Origin of the sequence: Pontibacter russatus, from assembly GCF_009931655.1 — a bacterium.
Taxonomy (GTDB): domain Bacteria; phylum Bacteroidota; class Bacteroidia; order Cytophagales; family Hymenobacteraceae; genus Pontibacter; species Pontibacter russatus.
On the sequence record NZ_CP047984.1, the window covers coordinates 4121332 to 4137206 of the forward strand.

At 56.0% G+C, this 15875-nt stretch carries 15 protein-coding genes; 10 read left to right on the top strand and 5 right to left on the bottom strand.

Annotation, left to right across the window (positions count from 1 at the left end):
* Positions 1 to 59 precede the first annotated feature (59 nt).
* Positions 60 to 1091, bottom strand: coding sequence for an alkaline phosphatase D family protein (locus GSQ62_RS17095; protein ID WP_161890641.1), 1032 nt, complete (start codon positions 1089 to 1091; stop codon positions 60 to 62).
* 450 nt (positions 1092 to 1541) lie between these two features.
* Positions 1542 to 3146 carry a catalase gene (locus tag GSQ62_RS17100; RefSeq protein ID WP_237587153.1) on the bottom strand — a complete coding sequence of 535 codons (1605 nt, stop codon included), beginning with the start codon at positions 3144 to 3146 and terminating at the stop codon, positions 1542 to 1544.
* Positions 3147 to 3609: 463 nt separating this feature from the next.
* Between GSQ62_RS17100 and GSQ62_RS17105 the strand changes: the two genes are divergently transcribed.
* Both GSQ62_RS17105 and GSQ62_RS17110 read left to right on the top strand, forming a co-directional pair.
* A complete protein-coding gene (locus GSQ62_RS17105; RefSeq protein WP_237586741.1) occupies positions 3610 to 4464 on the top strand; it encodes a hypothetical protein in 855 nt (284 codons plus the stop codon).
* 145 nt (positions 4465 to 4609) lie between these two features.
* Positions 4610 to 5101, top strand: coding sequence for an META domain-containing protein (locus GSQ62_RS17110; protein ID WP_161890642.1), 492 nt, complete (start codon positions 4610 to 4612; stop codon positions 5099 to 5101).
* 275 nt (positions 5102 to 5376) lie between these two features.
* Here GSQ62_RS17110 and GSQ62_RS17115 read toward each other — a convergent pair whose 3' ends face one another.
* Entirely contained in the window at positions 5377 to 5802 is a 426-nt protein-coding gene (locus GSQ62_RS17115) for a helix-turn-helix domain-containing protein (protein ID WP_161890643.1), read from the bottom strand.
* Positions 5803 to 6147: 345 nt separating this feature from the next.
* Between GSQ62_RS17115 and GSQ62_RS17120 the strand changes: the two genes are divergently transcribed.
* Positions 6148 to 6429 carry a hypothetical protein gene (locus GSQ62_RS17120; RefSeq protein WP_161890644.1) on the top strand — a complete coding sequence of 94 codons (282 nt, stop codon included), beginning with the start codon at positions 6148 to 6150 and terminating at the stop codon, positions 6427 to 6429.
* A gap of 536 nt (positions 6430 to 6965) precedes the next feature.
* Complete coding sequence (locus GSQ62_RS17125; protein ID WP_161890645.1) at positions 6966 to 7184, top strand: hypothetical protein; 219 nt, start codon at positions 6966 to 6968, stop codon at positions 7182 to 7184.
* 203 nt (positions 7185 to 7387) lie between these two features.
* Here the strand turns inward: GSQ62_RS17125 and GSQ62_RS17130 are convergent, their stop codons facing one another.
* Positions 7388 to 7672, bottom strand: a complete 285-nt coding sequence (locus GSQ62_RS17130) for a GNAT family N-acetyltransferase (protein WP_161890646.1) — start codon at positions 7670 to 7672, stop codon at positions 7388 to 7390.
* 195 nt (positions 7673 to 7867) lie between these two features.
* Between GSQ62_RS17130 and GSQ62_RS17135 the strand changes: the two genes are divergently transcribed.
* The 6 genes from GSQ62_RS17135 to GSQ62_RS17160 all read left to right on the top strand — a co-directional run bounded on the left by GSQ62_RS17135 (position 7868) and on the right by GSQ62_RS17160 (position 15531).
* Positions 7868 to 9100 carry a Bcr/CflA family multidrug efflux MFS transporter gene (locus GSQ62_RS17135; protein WP_161890647.1) on the top strand — a complete coding sequence of 411 codons (1233 nt, stop codon included), beginning with the start codon at positions 7868 to 7870 and terminating at the stop codon, positions 9098 to 9100.
* 211 nt (positions 9101 to 9311) lie between these two features.
* Positions 9312 to 10832, top strand: coding sequence for a gluconokinase (locus GSQ62_RS17140; protein WP_161890648.1), 1521 nt, complete (start codon positions 9312 to 9314; stop codon positions 10830 to 10832).
* A gap of 97 nt (positions 10833 to 10929) precedes the next feature.
* On the top strand, positions 10930 to 12246 hold the full coding sequence (locus tag GSQ62_RS17145; protein ID WP_161890649.1) for a gluconate:H+ symporter: 1317 nt from the start codon (positions 10930 to 10932) through the stop codon (positions 12244 to 12246).
* Between the two features lie 448 nt (positions 12247 to 12694).
* Complete coding sequence (locus tag GSQ62_RS17150; protein ID WP_237586743.1) at positions 12695 to 13228, top strand: gluconate 2-dehydrogenase subunit 3 family protein; 534 nt, start codon at positions 12695 to 12697, stop codon at positions 13226 to 13228.
* Between the two features lie 7 nt (positions 13229 to 13235).
* The gene (locus tag GSQ62_RS17155; RefSeq protein WP_161890650.1) at positions 13236 to 14948 is read left to right on the top strand and encodes a GMC oxidoreductase; all 1713 of its coding nucleotides are present in this window, start codon (positions 13236 to 13238) and stop codon (positions 14946 to 14948) included.
* Positions 14949 to 14985: 37 nt separating this feature from the next.
* Positions 14986 to 15531 carry a toxin-antitoxin system YwqK family antitoxin gene (locus GSQ62_RS17160; protein WP_161890651.1) on the top strand — a complete coding sequence of 182 codons (546 nt, stop codon included), beginning with the start codon at positions 14986 to 14988 and terminating at the stop codon, positions 15529 to 15531.
* A gap of 102 nt (positions 15532 to 15633) precedes the next feature.
* Here the strand turns inward: GSQ62_RS17160 and GSQ62_RS17165 are convergent, their stop codons facing one another.
* Positions 15634 to 15870, bottom strand: coding sequence for a DUF3820 family protein (locus tag GSQ62_RS17165; protein ID WP_161890652.1), 237 nt, complete (start codon positions 15868 to 15870; stop codon positions 15634 to 15636).
* Positions 15871 to 15875: the final 5 nt, after the last annotated feature.

Below are 15875 nucleotides of genomic sequence, written 5' to 3' on the forward strand. Positions count from 1 at the left end.
TTACCCTCAAATAGAAAGGAGGCGGATGAAGGCAGGGCGCGGCGAACCAGGCATGCAACTCAATGGATTAGCTTCTCTTCGAGCAGCACCCGGTTGCCCTCGCCCCGGATTTGGAGAATGATAGCGGTGTAGGCGCTTTCCCAGTAGATGTCGAGGAGGCCGAAGTTCAGCGCGCCCACCTGCTCCCCGACCCGGTATATGTTGCCGCCCTTCCGGGCCCTGCGGTGGTGCGTCATGCCGCTGGCGGTAATCTCGTAGAGCGGGGCGTCATATCCCTTTAGTTTGATTTTGCCCAACTCGCCCACGTGCCGGTCGCCGGAGAGGAGGATGGGGATGGCGGGTTGGGTTTGCTCCAGGAGGCGGAACAGCCGCTCGCGCGCCTGCGGAAAGGCTGACCAGTTGGTGTAAGCATGGCCCGTGGGCAGCACCTGGATGCCGCTGGCGATGAGGTGTACGCTGGCGTCGCTGTCGGTAAGTTCCCGCTCCAGCCACCGCCACTGCTCCTCGCCCAGCACGTCGCCGGTTTCGTTTGGCATATAGAAACCGAAGATGGAGTTCAGCCTGTCGCGGTGGTAGCGTACGTCCAGCAGCAGAATTTTTATTTTGCGGTTGCCCTCGCCCACGGTGTAGCTGCGGTATATGCCTTCCTGCTCCCGCACGGGGGCATTTTCAGGCACACCAATGAAGTCGAGGAAGAGCTGCTGGCTCTGCGCCTTCTTCTCAAACTCCTTGCCTGCGCCGTCATAGGCATAGTCGTGGTCGTCCCATATGCCGGTGATGGGCGTGGTTTGGAGCAACTGGCGGTAGCCGGGGTGCTGTTGCTGCAGGCGGTAGTGCCGGGCCATCACAGCCATATCTCTGGTGTCGGCGTAGATATTGTCCCCCAGCCACACCCACAGGTCCGGTTTGGTGGCTACAATGCTTTGCCAGAGCGGCTGCTGTTGCAGTTGGTTGTTGCAGGAGCCGAAGGCAATGCGGGTGCGGGTACTGTCAGTTGCGGCGTCATGCTGCGCGGCGGAGGGCAAGGCAGCGCACAACAGACACAGCAGCAGCAGGGTGCCGCGCAGAGAATCGAGGAGTTTCAGGAGCATATGGCCCGTATACCCGATTGGTGGTGCAGGAGTTTTAAGGCAGGCTGACAGGAAAAGTACTTCCTGCACGCAGGAAGTACTAGGGCTTAGAGGAGCAGGGGCCCCCTGAAAGGCCTCCAGAGAGACAGATGGTAGTTTTCAGTAGCTTGGAAAAGGCAGCAGCAATCGCTAAAACTATGAAAGCATCCGGTCTTCGCCTAATGAAATAGATGAACGCCCGGATTTTACCGACCAGCCGGCCCCATATAACCCTGATTTCCCAAAACTGCCGCTATATAAAAAGGGAGGCCACACAGCAGGCGACCTCCCTTTTTACAGCTTCAATACCTGTATCCGGATAAAATCAACCTAAACCTGCATGGGAGAAGTGGCGCTTCTCCCATGCAGGTTTAGGTTGATTAGACACGACACAAAAAGGCTTGTGTTCTGGTATGTGTCGTGTGCCTTTTCTTAATATGGCTTCGCAGAATGAGAGTCGGTCCGGGACTGCTCCAGGCCCTCCTTGGAAGAAGTGTTCGCCTGCGGCCCGTCCGTGCCCACCGTTTTCATCTTCTTCATCATCTCAGCCGCATTCCTGATTCCCTCAGACACACGCCGTCCGTAGTCTTCATCGGCCTGGGTAAAGTATTCCAGCATCTTCTTTTGGATGCGCTCGTCGCAGCCAGCCAAAGTGTTCGACAGGTTCATGATCAGCTCGTCTCGCTCCCAGTCCTCAAAGTTGCGGTAGGTCTCACCCGCCTGTTTGAACGGGTTTGGCCGGTCAATTGGCTGGCGCACCAGGTTGGCTTCGTAGCGCGGGGTGTATTCTTTGCCTGTCTTTGGCGCCTCCTGCAACCCGCCCAAAATAGACGGCTCGTAGTTTACGTGCTTGTTCTGGCCCGGGGCGAAGTCGGTTTTAAAGGCCATCTGGCCGCCGCGCTGGTTGGTGGCCACCTGTTTCTTCGGGGCGTTAATCGGCAACTGCAGGTAGTTTGCCCCTACGCGGTAGCGCTGGGTGTCGGAATAGGAGAAGGTGCGGCCCTGCAGCATTTTATCGTCCGAGAAATCAAGCCCGTCCACCAGCACGCCGGTTCCGAAGGCCGAGAGCTCCACCTCGTTGAAGTAGTCCTCTGGGTTTCTGTTCAGCGTCATCTTGCCGACAGGGTGCCACGGGAACTGCTCCTTTGGCCAGATTTTGGTGTCATCCAGCGGGTCGAAGTCCAGTTCCGGATGCTCGTCGTCGCTCATGATCTGCACGTTCAGTTCCCACTCGGGGTAGTCGCCGTTCTCGATGGCCTCGTACAGGTCCTGGGTGGCGTGGTTAAAATTCTTTCCCTGGATTTCTTCCGCCTCTTTCTGCGTCAGGTTACGGATGCCCTGCTTCAGCGGCTCCCAGTGGTATTTCACCAGCACGGCCTCCCCGTCAGCATTCACCCACTTGTAGGTGTTCACGCCGGAGCCCTGCATCTGGCGGTAGTTGGCCGGTATGCCCCACGGCGAGTACAGGAAGGTGACCATATGGGTGGCTTCCGGGGTGCCGGAGAAAAAGTCGAAGATGCGGTGCCCGCTCTGGATGTTGGTGATGGGGTCTGGTTTCTGGGAGTGAATCAGGTCCGGGAACTTCATGGCATCCCGGATGAAGAATATCTTCAGGTTGTTGCCCACCAAATCCCAGTTGCCGTCTTCGGTATAGAACTTCACCGCGAATCCGCGCGGGTCGCGTAGCGTTTCGGGCGAGCCAGCCGGATGGCCTACCGTGGAAAAGCGCACAAACACCGGCGTCTGCTTTCCTTTTTCCTGAAACAGTTTGGCGCGGGTGTATTTGGCAATCGGCTGGTCGCCCACCTTACCATAGGCTTCGAACACGCCGTGGGCGCCGGCGCCACGGGCATGCACCACGCGCTCCGGCACGCGCTCGCGGTCGAAGTGCGATATCTTCTCAATGAAATGGTAGTTCTCCATGGTGGCAGGGCCTCTGTTGCCAACGGTACGGGTGTTCTGATTGTCCCTCACCGGATGGCCTTGCCGGGTGGTCAGGATGTTGCCCTGCCCGCTCTGGCCGTTGCCGGAGTGCATGGCGCCTCCGCTTTTGCTTTGGTTGCCGTTTTCGCTGTTTTCTTTCATGTTCATGCTATATATAGTTAGATTGATGGCCCGCTTGATCTACAATATACTCTATAAAGTCATTAGTTGGTTATAGATATTTCCTATAAAGCATCTGCATGCTTTATATAGGCTGCCAGGCACAAAGCAGGGGAGGTCTTCATGCGCTGAGGGACTTGCGCCGGAGAGGCTTGGTATATGGTATACGCAGAGAAAGAATCGGGTGGCGGAAATTCCGGGTATATGACGGCAGCATTTTAGAGAAGGGCTTTCGGCAAATCGGTTTAGTGAAGCCATGCTATGTAAATGCCATATAGCTGCACCGGCCGGATAGGTAAATCGCTGTGGCAGGAAGGGGCAGAACCTGATTAGAAAAACGTTGGCCGCTCAGGTTCGTTTATAGGGGTAGGAAATACTAAATAAAACTCACACAACTATGGAAAGAGACAACGAATATCATAACCGCCACAACAGCGACCGGCAGCGACGCCAGGACAACGAGAAGTTTGAGAACTACAGAGACCGCTACACCAGCCGCGGCAACTACTACGGCATGCGCGACACGGACGCAGAATACCGCAACATGCGCAGCACCGGCAGCACCAACTACGGGTCAGGGCCGGTAGGCGGATACGACGCCAGCAGCTACAGGGGGGGCGGCGATCGGCATAACCAGAACCACTACCATTACGGCGACCCCAACCCCTATATGGGCAACGACCGGAACGGGGGCTACGAGCGGACCAGGGGCACCGGCTGGCGCGACAACAACGACAGGTACAGCCACTACGGCAGCAACCGCACCGACGACCGGGAGCGTTACGACCGCCAGGATAACAGCTACCAGTACGGCGACCAGGGCCAGGGCAGGCGCTACAGCGACTTCGGCCGCGACGAGGGCCGCACTTACAACCAGCACACGAACCGGGGCTATAACGCCGCAACCGAGGACAGCTACTATGACCGCTCTGACTTTGACCACGACAGGTCAGACAACGACTACCGTGGCAGCAGCCGCAACCCGCAGCGCAACCTCAGCCAGTGGCAGGACCGCTACAACGACAGCGACGACTTCCGCTACAGCGGCCGCATCCAGTCTTCCGGCAGCGACCGCGGTGATACCTATGCCACCGGGCTTTACGCCTCAAACCGTGCCTATAACAGCGACAATCCCTCTGACAGCGACGGAGATCGCAGCAGCAGCCGACAGCGCCGCAGCGGCCGTTCCGGCCCCGACTACTCCAGCCGCTCCTCTATCAGCGATTACGGGGCAAGGGAATACCGCGGGTAAAGCAATGTATCTTGTATAAGAAAAGCCCACCGAAACGGTGGGCTTTTTGCTGCGCTGCACCCGGGCACCCGCTCCCGTGCATCGGCAGGCATCAGTTTTTGCGTATATCCAAGGCAGAAATCGTATATACCCTAACAAAACACCTATGAGTAAACTGAATACCTTATTGCCTGCTATCCTGCTGCTGCTCCTGGCCGGCGGCTCGTCATGCACGATTCAGCCCCACGACCTCCCGCTCGAAAAAGACGTTGTCCAAGATGCCTATTGGGTGCTGATGTCGGTAGGGGGGCAGGATGTGGAGGTGCTGAACAACACGCAGACCGCCTATATCCGGCTCGAGGAAAACGAGAATGACGTGAACGGCTTCACGGGCTGCAACAAAATATCCGGTAGTTACACCCTGGATGGGGAGCGGCTGCAGTTCTCCAAACTCAGCAGCACCCGCATGGCCTGCCCCGACATGGAGGCAGAAAGCAAAATGATGGAGGCGCTGCGCCGCGTAGACAACTACAAACTGTCCGGCGACTTGCTGACGCTTTTTGATGGCAAAGAGGCCGTGGCCACCTTCATGACCGGAAACCCGGAAATTATGCGGAAGCAGGTGGAGGACCGGCTGCACATCGAGATTACGGATTGATTGGCAACGGGCAACACATCTGTGTAGTGTCCGGCCATATATGTTACCGGCTGCCTGCACATGGGGGCGACCTAAGGGCAGAAGTATCATATATGGCTGTACTCCTATACGCTGTGCAGAAGTGGTGCAGCGTATAGGTTTATAAATAAGTTACCTGCGCCTTGGCTCCGAACCTGCGCCCACGTGAAAGTCAGCTGCCGCGGGAGTGTTTCTTTTCTTCCCCCTGACGCAGCGGAGGGCCATGTTCTGATACCGCCCGAAGCCAGTGCCCGGGCTTACTTCCCCTGCGATGTTTTCATGAGCAGCTCGTTGAAGTTCTCGAGCAGCGCGATGTATTTGCGCTGCAGTTTCACAAGTTCCTGCTCACACTCCCGCATGTTGCCGGGCCTGTAGGGCTCCTGCGGCTCCCCGTCGAACGGCAGCAGCAGGCTGTTGGGGGCGGGGGCCTGCGGCTTGGGCGCCTCTTTCTTTACAGTTTTACCCAGATGCGGGAATTCCTGAGAGAAATCGTGGTGAATCACCTCGCCCAACTTCAGAATAAAGCTGTACGGGATGCTCGCCTCTTTGAACTTATTGTAAAGCGTTTTGCGGCTGATGCCCATCTTCTCGGCCACCACACCCACTGCCACCCCGCTCGCCTTGATGGCCTCTTTTATCATTTCGCCTCTGTGGAGGCCTGCTTTTGTCTCTGTCTGCTGCATCTATCCTGTCTGTAAAGGGTTTGCACATTCACAAATATAGGTAAGCGGATGGTCCGTTTTGTGAATGTGGACAAATTTTACACGATTACACACGCGTGGTTTTGGTCAGTGTTTTATATATAGCTTATATATAGGAACTTGTGAAACAGCGTTCCGGCTACAGCGGCTGTGAATGCGGCTTTTGTACACACTTTATCCACAGCGCCGACGCTTGCGCAAGTTGGTCCGGCCTGCGCATCGTGCCCCGGCCGGACCGTAGATACGGAACATTTTGAAAGATTATGCAAACAATGGCAGCCAAAACCGTACTTCTTAGTGTTTGTTTTCCTCTAACTGAGTCGGGTTATGTTAAAAAACTGTGCGAAGAAGGCGGTAGAAGATGTACTGAGCATCGAGTTGGGCGAGCAGGAGTCGCAGGAGTTGTATTACAGCATCTGCAACTACCTGATAGATCATGACGATACCTGCTATATTGGCGTCATCAGGTTTAAGTACACACTGCTCTGCGATGGCATCGATAGCAAAGTGAGCGACTACTTCATTATGGAGTATATGCTGGAGAAAATGAGGAAGAAACACCCGCTGATGCTGATGGCGCTCACCAACATCGTTATCAGTAAGTCCTGAGGCCGCACAGAAACACGCCTGATGGCAGTGTCTTACAGTCGCAGTGGTTTCGGCCTATACGCCGGAAGCAGTATGCTGGCCGGGTAACCCGATATACTTCGTAACCTTTCGGAGAAAAAACAGTAATATCATAAATTTATCAAGAACAGATGCTGTATCTGCCGCCCGTTTGAAGCTACTGAGGCTAGCGCTGAGTTACATATATAAATATAGAGCGATTTATATAGCCTTAGCTAGGCAGATTGGTGAGTACGCATGGTAATAAAACTTACTACAGGATGATGTGGCAAGGTTCCTGGGTATTTGTACGTATATCAGTAAGTATTTGTAACAAAAGTTCAGAGATTTAAGTTTTAATAAATGCATGTGCCTGTCCTGCATCAATTTGATCATGAATAACTGGATTTGCAGTAGAAAAGAAGGCCATGTATTTAGCCACAGAAGTATTGGGTAGCGTAATGGATGAGTTAGTTAATTTTTCGGAGAAGTTGTGCACCTGTGATTTTATTGCGATTACTCCGGTAAGCCAGCACCGCATGTACTGTCGTTTTTATGCAGGCGGCCTGTACGTCGACAGGATGTTCATATCGCACCTGAGCCTGCTGGAGGACCTGATACTGCTGTGTAAGGATGATGAGGTGATTGAGGAGACGGCTGTCGAACGTCTTCGAGACAAATACGCAGCATTTTCCAAAGCAAGCGCAAACGGTGAGGAGAGCTGCACCGGGCCGGATGAGTTAGAAGAGCCTAAGTAAAAGGATACAAGCATCAGGTAGCGAGACACAAAACTAATTGGCGCCATATATAGCTTTATTTCAGCAACTTGTGATCTACGATGCTTCAAGGAATAGTGCAAATTATTTTTATCCGGGTACTCCGCATTGAGTGATGTAGCTTTGGCGCGGCACTGGTTTGTGCGACTGCCTTGGTTCCTTCCTGTTCCAAACTGTAGCCGGTATTACCGCAACAGCTGCTGGTACTCGGTGTGCTGCCTCAAAAACTTTGCGACGACAGGGCAGGAGGCCGTAACCTTAAAGCCATGCGCCTCTGCGTAGCGCAACCCCTCTTTTATAAGCTGATTGGCAATACCGCGCCCCCGCGCATCTTCCGGCACATAAGTGTGTGTGAAATCCAGCACGCCAGGCTCCGGGGTGGCATAGGCCAGCTCAGCCTCGTCCTCCCCAAGCGTTAACGTAAACTGCTGGTACTTTTCCTCGTGCCGGATGTCTGCCTTACTGTTCATGTCCCCTTTTCTAATTTTGTTTTCTATACACCCAAGGCAGGTGTCTGCCTGCTCCATTGCTATATCGTATCTAGTAGCGGCTGGTCTATGGCAAGAGAATCCCTCCGGCGGCCAGAAATAAGTCGCCCGGATTGTAAACTATATAGTAGGGAAGTTGTTTAAAGATGTTGCAACTTCAAATTTGACAGAGATTGAATGACGCGTAAACAGCATTTTATTATCATACTGCTACTCGGCTCCCTGGCCACTATCAGCCCTTTTTCCATCGACATGTACCTGCCGGGTTTCCCGGCAATCGCAGAAGACTTGAATACTTCCATTGAGCAGGTGCAGCTTTCGCTTACCAGCTACCTGGTCGGCATATCGGTCGGGCAGTTGCTCTACGGCCCGCTGCTCGACCGGTATGGCCGGAAAACGCCACTCTATGCCGGGCTGGTGGTGTACCTGCTGGCCTCGCTGGCGTGTGCGTTCACGATGTCGGCGGAGTCGCTGATTGCGATGCGCTTTGTGCAGGCCATCGGCGGGTGCGCGGGCATGGTGGCGGCGCAGGCGCTGGTGCGCGACCTGTTCCCGGTGAACAAGACGGCCCAGGTGTTCTCCCTCATCACGCTGGTGATTGCGGTGTCGCCGATGATAGCCCCGACCGTGGGTGGTTACGTGACGGCGGCCTTCGGCTGGCATGCCGTGTTCCTCATCCTGGCTGGTATCACGGCCCTCATCCTGGTGGCCATCCATTTTGCCCTGCCCGAGGGGAAGCAGCCGGACCACACGATGTCGCTCCGCCCGAAGCCGGTGCTGCAGAACTTCCTGGCCGTGCTGCGGCAGCCGCAGTTTCTGGTGTATGCGCTGGTGGGCGGCGTCGCCACGGCAGCGCCCTTCGCCTATATAGCGGGCTCCGCGAACGTGTTCATGAACATATACCACGTGAGCGAGCAGGCATACGGGTGGATTTTCGCATTCCTGGCCTTCGCCATGATCGGGACCACACAGCTGAACCATATCCTGCTGCGGCGGTTCACGAGCCAGCAGATCATCAACTTCACGCTCTTTTACCAGACGGCCGTGGGCCTGTTGCTGGTGGTGGGGTCGTGGTACGGCTGGTTCGGCATGTACAGCCTTATCCTGCTGATGTTCGTTTTCCTGACCGGGCAGGGCCTGACCAACCCGAACGCCACGGCGCTCTCACTGGCTCCCTTCTCAAAACATGCGGGCAGCGCCTCCGCCCTCATGGGGAGTTTCCGGATGGCGATGGGGGGGCTGGTGTCTGCCGCCGTCAGCATTTTCCATAACAGCACCGCCCTGCCCATGCTGAGCGTGATGATGGCCTGTGCGCTGGCCGGGCTGGTTATCCTGCTCATCAGCAAAAGGGACGCACGCTACCGCGCCAGCCAGCTGCAGGTGGAGGAGGACACCTCCGTGGTGATGTAAATTGCCGTAGCCATATATAAACAAGAAAAGCCCCTGCCCAAAGCATGGGCTTTCTTGTTCAGGGGGATTTTCAGCAGGTTTTATGTTTTAATATTTGCGATACACCGTATAAACCGGCTACTTTAGGAATAGCGGAAGGCGGAGGTGTGCCCGGGCATATATAAACCGCTGCGCCCGCGCCCCTTGTTTTAACCAGAATCGTAACCCCCACATGAAGCAGCAGGCTATAATCGGCATGGATATCGGTACGACCAGTACCAAGGCGGTGGCTTTCGACAGCGCCGGGAATGTGCTTTTCCAGGCTGCCGTGGAGTATCCCATTATCAGCACGCAGCCATCCTATGCTGAGCAGGACCCGGAGGTGGTGCTGCAGGCGGTGCTGGACGCCTTCCGGACGGTGGTCCGCCGGATGCGCGATGCGGGCCTTGCCCCGGAGGGCGTCTGCTTCAGCAGTGCCATGCACAGCCTGATTGCGGTGGATGCGAAGGGGCAGGCGCTCACCAACTGCATCATCTGGGCCGATACGCGCAGCATTGCGGAGACTGCCGGCCTGAAGGAAAGCGCCGCCGGGTTCGATATATACCTGCACACCGGCACGCCGCTGCACCCCATGTCGCCGCTGCCGAAGCTGTGCTGGCTGCGGGAGCACGAGCCGGATGTCTTCCACAGCGCCTCAAAGTTCATCGGCATTAAAGAGTACGTTTTCTTCATGCTTTTCGGAGAGTATAAGGTAGATTACTCCATCGCCTCGGCCACCGGGCTGTTCAATATCTTTTCGTTTGAGTGGCATCAGGAGGCCCTGGAGGTGGCAGGCATTACGGCGGAAAGGCTGTCGGAGCCCGTGCCGCCCACCTACGTGTTCCGGAACATGCTGCCCGCCTACGCCACTCTGCTGGGCATTCCGGCCTCGCTCCCTTTCGTGATTGGCGCCAGCGACGGCTGCCTGGCCAACCTGGGCTCCAACGCTGTCAGGACGGGCGGTGCAGTGGTGACAATTGGCACCAGCGGTGCCATCCGGGTGATGGCGAAAAAACCGGCCACCGACAAGAAGGAGCGCATTTTCAGCTATATCCTCACGGAGCAGCACTTTGTGCTGGGCGGGGCCGTGAACAACGGGGGCGTGGTGCTGCGCTGGTGCCGCGATAACTTTTATACCCTGGAGGCCGCTGCCGCCCGGCTGAAGCACACAGATCCCTACGACCTGCTGAACGAGAAGGCCGCTGCCGTGCCGGCCGGGTCTGATGGCCTGGTGTTCCTGCCCTACCTGCTGGGCGAGCGGGCCCCTATATGGGACCCCCTGGCGAGAGCCTGCTTCTTCGGCGTGCATTACAACCACACCCGCGAGCACTTCCTGCGGGCGATGATGGAGGGCGTGATCTTCGGGATGTACAGCGTAGGGCTGGCGCTGGAGCAAACGGTGGGGCCGGTGGAGGTGATATATGCCAACGGCGGCTTTTCGCGCTCCAGCCTGTGGGTGCAGATGCTGGCCGATGTGTTCAACAAGAAAGTGCACCTCACCGACACCGTGGAGGGCTCTGCCTTTGGCGCGGCCATTATGGGCATGTACGCCCTGGGCCATATCCCCAGCCTCGAAGATGCCGCAGACATGATCCAGGTGAAGCAGACCTTTGTGCCCGACCCGCAGCTGCACACACGCTATATGCAAAACTACGCACAGTTCGAAGCGCTTTACCCCGTCCTGAAAGACGACTTCCGGAATGCCGGACAGTAAAATGGGGCAGGGGAGGTATCATATATAAATAAATTCTATATATTATGATGCGGCATGCCGCTTTCACGGATTCTAAACACTACCTAACCGCTACACCATGTCGCTCCTCATCGTCTTACTGGGCGTTATCGCACTGCTTGTCCTGACCATTGTTTTGCGGCTGAACGCCTTTATTGCGCTGGTGCTGGTGGCGCTGGGCGTAGGCGTGGCCGAAGGCATGGCCGTGCGGGAAGCACTGGCGTCGCTGCAGAAGGGAATGGGAGACACGCTGGGCTCGATAGTCCTGATACTGGGTTTTGGGGCGATGCTGGGCAACCTGCTGTCGGAGAGCGGCGCGGCGCAGCGCATCACGTATGGCCTGATAAAGCGCTTCGGCAAGCGCCATATACAGTGGGCCATGGTGCTGACAGGCTTTATCGTGGGCCTGCCGATGTTCTACAACGCCGGTTTTGTGGTGATCATCCCGCTGGTGTTTGCCGTGGCCGTGTCTGCCGAACTGCCGTTGTTGTACGTGGGCATTCCGGCGGCGGCCGCCCTTTCCGTGACGCATGGCTTTCTGCCGCCGCACCCGGGGCCAACAGCCATCGCGGTCATCTTCGGGGCCGATATTACCCTCACGCTGTTATATGGCCTGTTGCTGGCGGTGCCCACCATCATCATAGCCGGACCAATTTTCTCGCGCTTCCTGACGAGGGTCAAGGTCGATCCGCCCCAGAACCTCTTTATCCTGAAGCCGCTGGCGGAGGACGAGATGCCGGGCTACGGCATCAGCATTTTTACGGCGCTTGTGCCGATAGGGCTGATGGCCACCTCGGCGGTGCTGTCCATCGTGCTGCCTCCTGAGTCGCCGGTGCGGCAGCTGTTCGAGTTCATCGGCGATCCGGTGATGGCGCTGCTGATCTCGGTGCTGGTGGCTATCGTAACGCTGGGGCTGGCCAGGGGAAAGGCCATGCCTGCCATCATGAAGATTTGCACGGACTCCATCGCCAGCATCGCCATGATTCTGCTGATCATCGGCGGCGGCGGCGCCCTGAAGCAGGTGCTGGTGGACAGCGGCGTCGGGAATGAGGTGACGGCCCTGCTCAGCGGCACGGATTTCTCGCCCCTGCTGCTGGCCTGGCTCATCACGGCGCTCCTGCGGGTGTGCCTCGGCTCGGCTACGGTGGCGGCCATCACGGGAGCCGGCATCGTGCTGCCGCTGGTGACCAGTGCGGGCGTGAGCCCCGAGCTGATGGTGCTGTCCATCGGTGCGGGCAGCCTTATGTTCTCGCACGTAAACGACCCCGGCTTCTGGATGTTCAAAGAGTACTTCAACCTGACAATCCCGCAGACCCTGGCCACCTGGTCTATCATGGAGACGCTTGTCTCAGTCATGGGCCTGATAGGCGTGCTCTTGCTGGAGCCCTATGTGTAGCAACGCCTCCACCTGCCGCACAGGTTTCCGGGACAGAATTTATATATAAAACAGGGGCAGGGTTGTGTAAAACCAACTTTAGCCACCCGGCGCGGCGGTTTGAGCGGCTTCGGGATATACTCCGGATATTTGCGCGCCTTGTAAAAAATTACTAATATGTTCCCCCAATGCGCCAGGAACTTTTCAGGATGAAGTAATCTTAAACAGCTTTCAGGCAGTTTGCCACCAAAACCAGAGCAAGTTTCTTAGCATATATGGCGTCAGTAGCTGATTCCGTTCCAGACAGGCTGCTACCGATGCCTGGACGCGCAAGTGGTTGTTAAGCGACGATTTTCTGGCAGTTGGTCACAAGCTGCATAAGTTGAAGCATTTTCCTGTTAGCGGCTCAGGCTGGCATATTTTACGCATAAAAAAGACACACCTTATATATAGCATACACATTACCCGCATGAACAGACGCGTAGTAATCAAACACATGGCGCTGGCCGTCACCGGCCTGGTGCTGCTGCCGGGCTGCGACCTGGGCAGCAAAAAAGCGGCGGCCCAGGAGATGCAGCCATTTCTCTCCCCAGACCAGGAAGGGCTGCTGGCGCAGGTGGTCGATACCATCATCCCGGCCACTGACACGCCCGGCGCCAAAGAGTTGAATGTACACCTCTTCGTCCAGAAAATGGTGACGGACTGCTATGAAAAAGAGGCACAGGAAAACCTGGTAAACGGCCTGGATGCTTTAGAGGCGAAAGCGAAGAAAGCACACGACAAAGCCTTTGACGCCTGCAGCGCCGAAGAGCGCATCGCGCTGCTGCGGGCGATGGAGCAGTCGGGCGACACAGGTGAGCAGGAATTTTACAAACTGGTGAAGGGGCTGACCGTGCGGGGCTATATGAACTCGGAGTACGTGATGATGAACCTCACCCATTACGAAGCAGTGCCCGGCCATTACTACGGCTGCGTGCCTGTCGATTCCAAAACCCTTTCTTAAGACAATAATGGCGAACATAGCGGGAGACGCAGCAAAAAACAGGACCTACGATGCCATCGTGATTGGGTCTGGCATCAGCGGTGGCTGGGCAGCGAAGGAACTGACCGGCCACGGCCTCAAAACCCTTGTGCTGGAGCGTGGCAAAGACGTAAAGCATATAAAGGATTATCCCACCACCTCCAAAAACCCGTGGGAGTTTGAGCACCGCGGGCAACTGCCGGTCGAGGTGAAAAAACAGAACCCGATTGTCAGCAAGTGCTATGCTTTTTATGAGGGCACAGAGCATTTCTTCGTGAAGGACGCCGAGCATCCCTATGTGCAGGAGAAGCCTTTCGACTGGATACGGGGCTACCAGGTGGGCGGAAAATCATTGCTTTGGGCGCGGCAGACGCAGCGCTGGAGCGATTTCGACTTTGAGGGACCTGCCCGCGACGGCTTTGCCGTGGACTGGCCGATCCGCTACGCCGACATCGCGCCCTGGTACAGCTACGTGGAGAAATTCGCGGGCATCTCCGGTAACAGAGACGGCGTGCCCCAACTGCCGGACGGGGAGTTTCTGCCGCCGCACGAGATGAACTGCGTGGAGAGCTTTTTTCAGAAGCAGGTGGCCAGCAAGTACAAAGACCGCCAGGTGATTATGGGCCGCGCCGCGCATATAACCGCGCCGCAGCCCATACACCTGGAGCAGGGCAGGGCCAAGTGCCAGCACCGCACTATCTGCGAGCGCGGCTGTCCGTTTGGCGGCTACTTCAGCAGCAACGCCTCCACCATTCCGTGGGCAGCCAGAACGGGCCTCATGACCCTGCGCCCCGACTCGGTGGTGCATTCCATTATATATGACGAGCAGAAAGGAAAAGCCACCGGGGTGCGCGTGATCGACGCCAACACCAAGGAGGAGATGGAGTTTTATGCCAACATCATTTTTGTGAATGCCGCCGCGCTGAACACGAACCTGATTCTGCTGAACTCCACCTCCAGCCGCTTCCCGAACGGCTTTGGCAACGACAACGGGCTGATGGGCAAGTACGTGGCCTTCCACAATTACAAGGCCCGCATTTCGGCCGAGTATGACGGCCACCTCGACTCGACCACCGACGGACGCCGGCCGAACAGCCCCTATATCCCCCGCTTCCGGAATGTGTACAAGCAGGAGACAGACTTCCTGAGAGGCTACGCGGCCGGTTTCAGTGCCAACCGCAGAAGCGTCACCAACCAGGATGGCCTGGGCGCAGACCTGAAGCAGAGCCTGCTGAACCCGTCGCTGGGCGGCTGGTCGGTTGGCTCGCACATGATGGGCGAAACCATCCCGAAGGAAACCAATTACGTGGCCCTCGACAAGTCTCTGAAAGATCCTTACGGCATGCCGCAGCTCAAAATCTCTGTTGTTTATGACGAGAACGATGAGAAAATGACGAAGGATTACCTGGAGCAGATGACCGAAATGTTCACGCATGCCGGCTTCACAAACATTCAGGCCACCAACACGGACCGGGCACCCGGCCTGGATATACACGAAATGGGCGGCGTGCGCATGGGCAAAGACCCCAAGACATCGCTGCTGAACAAGTGGAACCAACTGCACGCCTGCAGCAACGTGTTCGTTACAGACGGCGCCTCCATGACGTCCACCTCCACGCAGAACCCGTCCCTGACCTATATGGCCCTCACCGCCCGCGCCGCAGACCACGCCGTGCAGGAACTGAAGAAGAGGAATATCTAAGCCAGGAAAAGGTATATAGTTCCTAAACCCATATGTTATGCTTGATCGAAATTATGGAATGGGTTATCGAACAATACTGAAATCCAGCATTAGACTTTGTAGAAATAGTTTGGGAAACGTTCTCATTATAACTTCATTTCTGCTGGCTTCATGCAACTCGAAAGGTATAGAGCGGGAGCAGTATGAAAACGGGCGGGACTGGATTGTTGCTGAAACCTTGAATGGTGAGCTTGACGGCAAAATGACAGTGTACTATGAAAATGGCGTTGTTAAGAATATCAGCCATTACAAAAATGATGTGCTGCATGGTGAGTCTAAGTGGTTTGATGAGAATGGTAATATTATCAGTATAGAGAATATGGTTGATGGTAAGGTAACAGGCGAGGCTATTGTATATTACCCCAATGGTAACACTAAGTCTGTGATACAGAAATGGGATAATAAGTTCCATGGCGCTTTCGTCAAGTTTTTCAGCAACGGGAAGAAGAAAATAGAAGGAACGATGCAACTTGGAAAACCAATAGGTGAAATAACTTCTTATGATAGCCTTGGCAATGTTATCAGTGTATGCTTTTATATATGATAGGTTCAGTACTTATATCTTAACATGATGGCGGGCTGCAAACCATGAGCGGGGCCGCTCGCGCCATATATCAAGTTTACTTCCAGAGGTTCAGCTACCACTTCAGAAGCGGCGTTTTTTCAGGGGCTCCAGCAGGTAAGAAAGGCCGTTGATCTTGATTTCGTAGAGGGTGGCCAGTTGCATGCCCAGCTTGCCCGCCGGGAAGCCCTCCCGCCGGAACCACTCGAGGTATGAAACGGGCAGGTCGCAGAGGAGCGTGTCTTTGTACTTGCCGAAAGGCATCCGGTGCTTCACCAGTTCCAGCAGAATTCCCGAGTCAGGTTGTGCGTGTTCAGCCATGGGAG